The sequence below is a fragment of the Xylanivirga thermophila genome, from assembly GCF_004138105.1.
Taxonomy (GTDB): Bacteria; Bacillota; Clostridia; order Caldicoprobacterales; family Xylanivirgaceae; genus Xylanivirga; species Xylanivirga thermophila.
On record NZ_RXHQ01000051.1, the window covers coordinates 1 to 10124 of the forward strand.

The 10124-nt window shown below is 30.2% G+C and carries 7 protein-coding genes; all 7 read left to right on the top strand.

Features of this window, described 5'->3' with window-relative positions:
• Nucleotides 1-229 precede the first annotated feature (229 nt).
• The 7 genes from EJN67_RS13445 (at nucleotide 230) to EJN67_RS13475 (ending at nucleotide 9963) form a co-directional block, all read left to right on the top strand.
• Nucleotides 230-1234 carry an SMODS domain-containing nucleotidyltransferase gene (locus EJN67_RS13445; RefSeq protein WP_129724953.1) on the top strand — a complete coding sequence of 335 codons (1005 nt, stop codon included), beginning with the start codon at nucleotides 230-232 and terminating at the stop codon, nucleotides 1232-1234.
• A 6-nt stretch (nucleotides 1235-1240) separates the two neighbouring features.
• Nucleotides 1241-2140: an S-4TM family putative pore-forming effector gene (locus tag EJN67_RS13450; RefSeq protein WP_129724954.1), complete on the top strand. Its 900-nt coding sequence runs from the start codon at nucleotides 1241-1243 to the stop codon at nucleotides 2138-2140.
• A 312-nt stretch (nucleotides 2141-2452) separates the two neighbouring features.
• Nucleotides 2453-3667 (top strand): NACHT domain-containing protein, encoded by a 1215-nt coding sequence (locus EJN67_RS13455; protein WP_165000889.1) that lies wholly within the window; start codon nucleotides 2453-2455, stop codon nucleotides 3665-3667.
• A 100-nt stretch (nucleotides 3668-3767) separates the two neighbouring features.
• Entirely contained in the window at nucleotides 3768-5222 is a 1455-nt protein-coding gene (gene tnpC, locus EJN67_RS13460; RefSeq protein ID WP_129724956.1) for an IS66 family transposase, read from the top strand.
• Nucleotides 5223-5441: 219 nt separating this feature from the next.
• On the top strand, nucleotides 5442-5981 hold the full coding sequence (locus tag EJN67_RS13465; protein ID WP_129724957.1) for a hypothetical protein: 540 nt from the start codon (nucleotides 5442-5444) through the stop codon (nucleotides 5979-5981).
• A 146-nt stretch (nucleotides 5982-6127) separates the two neighbouring features.
• Nucleotides 6128-7999 carry a hypothetical protein gene (locus tag EJN67_RS13470; protein WP_129724958.1) on the top strand — a complete coding sequence of 624 codons (1872 nt, stop codon included), beginning with the start codon at nucleotides 6128-6130 and terminating at the stop codon, nucleotides 7997-7999.
• Nucleotides 7948-9963, top strand: a complete 2016-nt coding sequence (locus tag EJN67_RS13475) for a hypothetical protein (RefSeq protein ID WP_129724959.1) — start codon at nucleotides 7948-7950, stop codon at nucleotides 9961-9963. The genes EJN67_RS13470 and EJN67_RS13475 overlap by 52 nt, the downstream gene beginning before the upstream one ends.
• Nucleotides 9964-10124 lie beyond the last annotated feature (161 nt).

The window sequence follows — 10124 nt, forward strand, 5'->3', positions numbered from 1 at the left end:
GTTAATGGTGTAGATAAAACTATAATACCAAACAGTCATCTGAATATATGGGAACTGTAACTTTAAGTAAAAATATCCCAGGATGTTATCTATTCTTCTTTTCCCTACAGTAAATTGACGCTATCAAAAAATCTAATAAAGTATGAAATTCAAATTGGAATAGTGTATAATATTGTTAAAGGGTCATTGGGATATAATGAAATTATATGAATTTTAAGGGGTGAACAATATGGCGACAACTGTAAATAATGCATTTAAAGAGTTTATGCGGGATAAGGTCAACTTGGATCCAGACAAAACAAAAACTGCTAGAAAAAGCAGGGACAACCTTATAGATAATATACATAGTTTGGGTTCTAATGAAGATTTTTTTAATTTATATCATGACATTGATATTGCATTTGGCTCATTTGCAAGAAAAACAAAAATAAGACCCTTAGATGATATTGATATTATGATTGGAATAAAAAGTGACGGTAGCACTTATTATGATTCTGGATATGATGTTAAAATTTATGTACATGATGATAATTCTCCCCAAAAGAGTTGTTGCAATGAGAACACCAATGTACTTAATTCAACAAAAGTTATTAATAAATTCATAAAAGAACTTAAGAATTTAAGTGATTATAAGAAAGCAGAAACTCATAAAAATGGTGCAGCAGCCACACTTCAACTAAAATCTTATGAATGGAATTTTGATATTGTACCATGTTTTCGAACAACTAAAGAATCTGATGGCCGAGATTATTATTTAATACCAGATGGAAAGGGAAATTGGCAAAAAACAGATCCACGCAAAGATAGGGATAAAGTAACTACTTTGAACCAAAAACATAATGGATTAATGTTAGAGACTATAAGATTGGTAAAGTATTGGAATAGAAGACCTACAATGCCATTGATGCCATCTTATGCATTAGAATGTTTATTACTACAATATTTTGATAGCGTAGATAGTGTAAGTGATTATATTGATTTAAGATTTAGAGATGTTTTATATTATATCAAAGATAACATTTGGTATTCCATTAATGATCCAAAAGAAATTCAAGGAGATTTAAACATACTTACATATGATGAAAAACTGAAAATTTCAAACAAAGCAGAAAGTGATTATGAAAAAGCAAAAGAAGCGATTTCTGCAGAAATAGATGATAAAGATCATGAGAAAGCCATTAATAAATGGGCTGAAATATTCGGAAGCGAGTTTCCAGAATATAGCAAGGATTAGATGGATATGGATAGTAGTAATGATATTAATATAAAGCAAAACACCGAAGAAATTCTTTTATATTTGTTTACCCAGAGGAAATTGTATTCATTGAGTAAAAGAGCACTTCATATAATGTTTTTTGCTAATCTTATTTTTTATGTTTTAGGATTACTCAATACGATTCAGAGCAATAATTATTTTAAAGCGATATATGTTATTTGGGGGGTAACTTTTTGTATATTATATATTAGAGAAGGTGAAAGAATAAATACTGCTGCTACAATGCAGGAACTTATAGACAGAAAATTATATGGGTTCGATACATACGCTCCTTTTCTGAAAGTAACGAGCCTGCATAAAATAGCATTGGAATTAAAAACAAAGTTTCCAAAAGAGTTTATTGAACAAACAAGTCGTAATGGGCAGCAAAAAGGGGTTAAGGATTGGTATTCAGATGTATCAGGAGTTTCTATTGAAAAAGCAATTATACTTTGCCAAATAGAAAATAGTGATTGGGAAACTCAACTAAGAATGAAGTATCAAAAACTAAATATATTATTGCTTGTAATGTTGCTATCAGTATATATTGTTATTTTTTGGAATAATAGTGTAGAAAATTTAATAATAAAACTATACCCCATATTAACAATTGTAGTAGATAGACTTTCTTATATATATAAGAACTATAAAAACATTAAAAGTAGTAAAGATATTAACGATAGCCTATATCAAATTTATGAAAACATTGAGGAATTCACCAAAGAAGACATTTTAAAAAAAGCCAAAGAGATTCAACATTGTATTTATGAAAGAAGAAAAAACTTTTCTCCCATTCCCAATTTATTCTATTACCTAAATAGGGAGAAGTATCAAAGTTATTCGAACCAGTATATTTTGGATCTAAAGGAGAAACTAAAAAAGTAGGCCATGGTAATGTTCATCCTATACTTCTTTATTTAAATCCGAGTAGAGAATCAATGAGAAATAAAATTAACCAATTATAATGTGCTAATATTCGGACTATGACAATCGGTCATAGTCTTTATTTTATATTCTATGTGAAAATGACAAAATTCTTCCATTTGTTGTATAATTAAATTATGTTGAATAATTGCGATAAAAAATAATGAGATATTTACTTAAGTATTTAGGATGTAAAACAGTAGTTTCTATGATGAACGACATTTAAATAGTAAAAGTTGAGTATTATAAGAGAACTAAATGGAGGGGAGCATTATGGGCTTAGGAGACGCTTATAAAGGATATGAATATCAAGATCTATTGTCTGCATTATTTATTATAGAACAGTTATTATTAACTAATAATGCAAAATTTAAGATTGATAAAAAAGAAAGTAAAAATGATAAGTTTGATGATATAACAATTATATCTGCTAATGAAGTTTTCAAAAGGCAAATAAAATATAGTGAAGACAAAATTTTAAAAAAAGCAGATTTTTCATCTGCCAGTTATGATCTTGCACTGGACACATTATTTAAATCATGGAAAGAAACAGCAGGGTCAAAAAATATTGATTGCAGGCTTTGTTTAGCATGGGAGTATATAGAAGACAGCCAAGAATTAGATTTCCTTGAAGAAGTCGATTGTTATAATTTATATGAAGATAATAATGTAAAGTTTTTAAAAACTAATATTGATAAGATATGGATGAGAGGAGAATTACCTGCATCTACATGGAAGAGACTAAGAAGTCAAGCGAAAACTATTAATAGGGAAGAGTTTGCTTCATTTTTAAATAATCTTATTATTGAAGTGAACTTACCTAAAGCAAGTTATGATATATCTAATCCTGGTAAATTAGAGCGTTTAGTAATTTCTAAATTAAAAAAGTTTGGTGTGGGGAAATACCCTAATCATTTAAAAGAAGTCGATGATGTTTTATTAAGATTAACTCATATAATAAAAAGTTCTAGAGCAAGAGGAGAAGAATTAAATCTTAGCACAATAGTATATAGGTTAGGGTTAAAGTGTGATTTTGGAAATATACAGCAAAGTTTTGAGATCGATAATGATATAAATGTGGTTAATGAATCTAGATGTCAGGATTTTTATAAATTCATTTTAGCCAATCAAAAGACTATTTTGATTGGAGAGCCAGGTTCAGGAAAGTCTTGGTTTCTTCAAAATTTTATCAAATTTCTAGAAAGCCATAGTGTAAAAATAGTTCAGCATTATTGCTATACTAGTATGGATGATGTATATGAAAAAGAGAGGATTACAGTAAATGTTTTTTTAGCGAATCTAATAAATGATATTATTAGCGCATATCCTTATTTAGCGGAGTACAAGAACACAAAATTCGGCGTAGATGTAAAAGAACTGCAAATTTTGTTAGATATTGTGCAAGAAGAAGTAGTAATTATAATTGATGGTCTGGATCATATTGGAAGAGTATATAATTTTCATAAATCGTTACTACTCAGGCATTGACATACTAGCCTAATAGATTATTGGTAATATCTGATTGATGCAATTAGTGCCTCAAATCCATTATAATTATAACACACATAAATAATTGATGGTAATTATAATGAGTGAAAAAGATATCATAAAAATATATAATGAAGGCATTGACGCTGTCGTAGGGCTAGTAAAGAGTTTAAGCGGGCAGATATCAGAATTATCTACACAGGTTAATAGGCTTAACGTTAGGGTTACTGAGCTAGAGGCCCAGCTTAATAAAAACAGCAGCAATAGTAGCAAGCCCCCATCATCTGACGGGCTAAAGAAGAAGCCTAAAAACAACCGTAAAAAATCCGGTAAACCAACAGGTGGTCAACCCGGTCATGAGGGTAAGACCCTTGAAAAGGTTAAAAACCCGGATGAGGTTGTTGATATAAAGCCCGAACACTGCGAGTGTGGTTACAACTTAAAGGGGATTAAAGGAACTATCCGCACTAGGCAAGTATTTGAAATACCTGTAATAAAGATAAAGGTTACCGAATATAAAACCCATGAAATAGAATGTCCCGAATGCGGAAAGGTTCATAAAGGCCAATTCCCTGAAGGAGTAAACCAGCCTGTCCAATACGGTGAGAACCTCCAGGCGCTAATGTCATACCTAACAAACTATCAGCTGATTCCCCTTGAAAGAGCCGCTGAGCTTATCAGAGATCTTACGGGTCATAATATTAGTCAAGGCACTTTGGTTAGTATTAACAGGCGTCTTGAAAAGAATCTTGAAGGGTTTGAGAATGCGGTAATAGGTCAGCTTATAGACGCAGATGTAGCGCACTTTGATGAGACCGGTATGCGCTCAGACAAGAAGACAAAGTGGGTTCATAGCGCATCAACGGATAAGCTTACCTACTATGTTATCCATGATAAAAGGGGCGCTGATGCCAGTAAGGATATTGGTATACTTCCCGAGTTTCAGGGTACGGCAGTCCATGACCACTGGAAATCCTATTATACTTACACTGACTGCACCCATGCCGAATGCAATGCCCATCATCTAAGAAATCTAAAAGGCATTCATGAGAGCTATGGCCATGAATGGGCAAATGAGATGTCAGGGCTCCTAATTGAAATCAAGGAGCGCGTAGAAAGCCTAAAGGAACAAGGGATAGACTCAATGCCTTCCGATGAAATCAAAGCCTATATAGGAAGATATGACGATATCATCGCTAAGGGTAAGGAAGAGAACACCTTAAAAACTGGCAATCTTGTATCAGAAAAGACAGGTAAGCCTAAGAAAGGTGAGTCTCTTAACCTTTTAGAGAAACTTGAGAAATACAATCTTGAGACCCTCGCATTTATGCTAGATTTCGATATCCCTTTCGACAATAATCGCGCAGAAAGAGATATTAGGATGGTGAAGCTAAGACAGAAAATCTCAGGGTGCTTTCGCGGGGATGAAGGTGCGAATACGTTTTGCAGGATAAGGAGTTATATATCGACATGCAGAAAAAACGGAATGAGGGTGTTAGAATCACTAGTCAATGCCATAAAAGGAGATGCCTTTATTCCTCAAAATTCTCTTTAATATTCAATTGTTAGATGTGGGGGGATGTCTATATATCTCTTTATTAGAGTTGCACTTTTTTTAATATATGGGGTCAATGACCATGGTCATATATTAACATAGGATAACTCCAAATGGGAACGCCTGAGTAGTAACCATAAATCAATAATTAAAGAGGTTGATACCGAAATTATAAAAGTGATATCGGAATTAGTGTTTCCTGAGAATGTTAGGATAATCTTGGCATCACAACCTGTTAAAGATGTTACTAAACTAACTGATAATGGCTATAAAATATACAATGTAGAAGCATGGGATAAAAGTGATATTGAGAGATTATTGATAAATAATAATCTTGAGAATATCAATTTAGATTGGAATCTTAAACTGTCAGATTTATTAATGAAAAAGAGTAATGGGAATCCGTTATATTTAACTTATCTTATTAGTGAGATAAAACGCTATAGCCCTGCTGTTATATCAGTTGATCTAATAGAGTGTTTTCCACCATATAGTAGTAATTTATCTGGCTATTATGATTACATAATGTCAAAAATACCAGAAAGTGAAAAAATTCCGCTTATATTATCTGGTGCACCATTTTATTTAACTAAAGAGGAATTAATGGAGATTACTGGTTTAGGACAAATTGTAGGACAGAGTCTAGAAACAATACAAAGTATACTGAAATTTAATGCATGTAATGGCGGTTATACAATATATCATGAAAGTTTTAGAAGGTATATAGTGGAATCATTAGAAAAAAAGAAGTTAATGTAGCAGTAGCAATCTACAAAGATTTAATCGAATGGCTTAAGAATAAAGGGTTTTATAAAAACAGAAAATCTTATTTAAATCTATTAGTTCTATTATTTGAATCAAAAAGGTATGATGAAATTTTAGCGTATTGTAATAAAGAGTTTGTAGTGGACAGTATATTTTATGGCAATAACATCAGTTCTCTGAAACGTAATTTTGATATATTAATAAAAACTGCTTGCATTCAGAAGGATTATGGTTCCTTAATTGTTTGCACTGAGTTAAACAATATGATTTATAGTTTAGAATATTCTTTTGATGAAAATTCAGAATTGTATTATTGGGCACTAGGTTTAATTCATGGTTTTGATACGCTTAGAAATATATTATTATATGAAGGCAAAATGGCTCTTGATCTGAATAATGGATTGAAAGTCTGTTATCTATGCTCAAAAAATGATTTTATTCCGGAATGGGAACCATATATAAAATTATTAGTAGAATCTATAAAATCAAATAATAGAAAAAGTTTGGAAAATAAATTAAAAGATTATAGATACTATATTTGTGCATGCTTAGATATGGAGCGGAAGATGGAAGATGTACTAGCTAAGATTTGCGATAAACAAGCGTTTGAATATAGAAAAATAGTAATTGAGGAGTATCATAGAAGGGACTTGCTTGATAATCTTATTGAGATTATTAGGGTGATACCTAATAACCAATGTTGGAAACAAAGTCTAACTGATTATTTAGGTAATGAAAGCATTGATGAATGTTTTATTACATCTATATTTGAAAAATTAAAAGTTTCAGATTCATATTCTGAAGAAACAATGTCATCATTAAGGTTCTATGTAGATAACATAAAATTCATAATAAAACATAAAGAATATGAGTTAGATAGGTTCATTGATGAAATAAAAGATCGAAATTGGTATTATAATTGGTTGATATTTATTGCTGAAGTTAACAGAGTTATTCTAAAAAAAGACTTTAACAATAAAGATTTTGAATCTAATCTTTGTGATGCATATTTATGGCTAATTAATGATGTAGACCCTTTCAAAGGAAAACCGCGGACATGTGACTTATACAATTATGAAAGTATTATATATGAGACAATCAAGTCGCCAATGGCTTATATAAAAACAGAAGAAGCATGGAAGAAAATAATAGAAATTGTTTCGACAATGTCTAAAGAAACCATGACTTTATTACAAGGATCAACAGGAGGGCCGTTACCAACATACAAACTATTTAATTTGTTTTTAGAAATCGCAAACGAACAGAATAATAAAGTTATTATGGATATTTTCAATGAAAAAATTTCAAGCGAAGATAAAAATAGGCTTTATTTTTATCTTGCAGATTACAGTTTCAAATATGCTATTCTTCTATCTAAAGCGAGAAAAGACGATAAAGCCCGGAAACAATTTAGAGAAGGTGTAAAGTATTTATTGTCATATTCTTTCCGTAAGGATCGCACACTAAGTCATCTTCTTGATAGTGTGGAAAGCACATATATAGTTAATAGGGAACAAGGTCTGCAAAATATATTAAGGTTGAAAACATTGGCGGATGCTGTTGTATACCATACAGATGGCAAAAGCACCAAAACATATCAGCGTGAATGGTTTGAAATTCTTGTTAATACAGATATAAGCATTGCATTAGAATATTTAAAAAATGAACTTATTTCATATGTTGCACATTGGGTATTTGAAGATAGTTTGGAGTATTTGTTGATTGCATGTAACAGCGAGATTTCACCTAGAATAGAGAATGTGTTATTTAAAACTTTCCCTAATAATACTTCGGATAGATTGATTGAAGCATATGTTAATAACATTGAATGGTTAATAGATAATAACTTTTTGCCACAGGCAAGAAGGTCTATTGCTGAATTAGTAAGCCGTTTTGGAATAGAAGGAAAGGTACATATTTATAATTATAGTTTGGCACAACGCTTAAAAAATTATGTGAGATGTTTAATATTGATTGGTATGATAATGTTTATTCAAATATCGAAAGTTTAAAAGACAGCAACTATTCGAAAAATAATCAAATGCAAAATATGTTTATAAGCCGATTGAGTTTTGATAAATTTACTAATGAAGATTTATTGTTTTATATCAAGGAGAATGGTATTAGAAATAATGATTTGCAGGGATTATATTACTACTTAAGTAGAATCCAACACTTAAATGATGAATCTAAAGTATTTTTAAGTAGTTTAATTAAGTATTGTTTTGACAGAGTAGGTGATGAATCTTCAAAGAAAAAACTAATAGATATTTTTGACAACCTTGAGTTGAATAATGAAATAAAAGCATTCGCTTTCATGCACATGTTTTTGGTACATAAAGATGGTTTGTATAGTAGATTCACAGAGATAGATTTATTTGGAAGGGCACACGCATATGATTCTCAAGTGGCTGAAAAACACTTCTTTGAGTATATTTATAATAATTTATGTACTGTTGATTATTCATTAGCGGTTGGGGGTGAAATAATCAACGCTTTAACTGCGGTAGATAATAAAAATGAAGCCATATTAGATTACTGGGATAAACTTTTCGATATTATAAATTATAGATTGCCTGGTCAGATTGATTTTGATTGGAGTAATATTATATCTAAATCAAATCAATTGGATAATGAGGAAAAACTGCTATCTATACTTTTAACCAGATTAAAATATGGAGAAGCAAATAGATATAAATGGATTATTTCTGAATTAGATGATTTGCTAGAAGATGAACATATAAGAGGAAAATTTGCAAAGCCATTTATCCAATTTCTAAACGAAAGGGAGAAATATATAGATTATGCATTAATTGTTTTATTAGTATTAATAATAAGTCATTTCACAAAAGATGAAATTGAGAATTTTGGAATAAAGGATTCACTGAAAGGTATAAATACAAGCGAAAATGCATTAATAGATTATTTGGTTAAAGTAATTCTTAATATAAACAAAAATAGAATCTATTTAAATTATAATCATAAGTATAAATATGATGATGAGAGGACTAATTATTTTATTGGCAAAATTAAAGGAATTGATAATAGGCTATCGTTATTAGAAAAGCGAGGGGTAGATATTGGTAATATTGCTAATAACTATGTACAACATATCTTTAGTAATGAGTTTTTTGAAAAATATGGTGAACTATTATATGATAAAAAGTACAGCACAGTTGTACCGAATGTTTATTACTATGATATATTAACGAAATGTATGGCAAATGAAGTTGATGAATTCATAAATAATTATTCGGGGCATGAATATTTAAATGAAATTGAAAAGGAATTGTTTGGTATTGTACTGGATGATATAAGGTTAATAGTTGCCCAAAATAATTCTCTTATACCTAGACCTAAAAATCTAAAACTACCTGAATATGTTGATGATAATATATCAGAAGTAGAATTAAGTGACTGGATAAGAATTGCTTATTATGAAAAATGGTTCTACAATTTTGGTGAATATAAACAAAACTTTGGTGAAAACCTAAAAGTAGTAATAATACTTTCTGGAATAGGATTTAATGAAAGAAATGAAACAATACCTTTTTATAGATTAAGAGATGAATATGCTTTATTCGACGAGAATTATGTTGAATATATTTCTTTAAGTAATTTAGTCAAATTAGAGTGTTTTCTTACTTCAAATGTTACACTCCATGAAGAACCGTATTTGACTTATAAAATAAGACAATATTTAGGTATTACCAACGAAGTTTTATATCTTCTAGGAATAAAAATAATAGAAAATTATGATGGAATTGTTGGAGTTACTAAAGACGGTGAGACTGTCCTAAAATTCTCTAGATGGGATGTAAGTTTTCATGATCCAGACAATGACGCAGATAGGATTCCATATATAATAGGGAGTCAACTACTAATGAAAAAAAGTAAATTTCTTGAATTATGTAGTCTAGTTGGGAAAAAACCATATCTATATACAAATAAAATTGATTTGTATAGGAATGACTAATTGAATGTTTTTTGTCAATATACAATCGAGTTTGGTGTGTGTCAAGTTTTTATTGGCACCTTTTTCTTCCAGAAAGTCAATCGCTATAATAATTAAGAAAAATATCTTAAATTTTACCATTTAGCAAAGTTGTCAAGCCTAAAATGCACTTCGCTACGCTC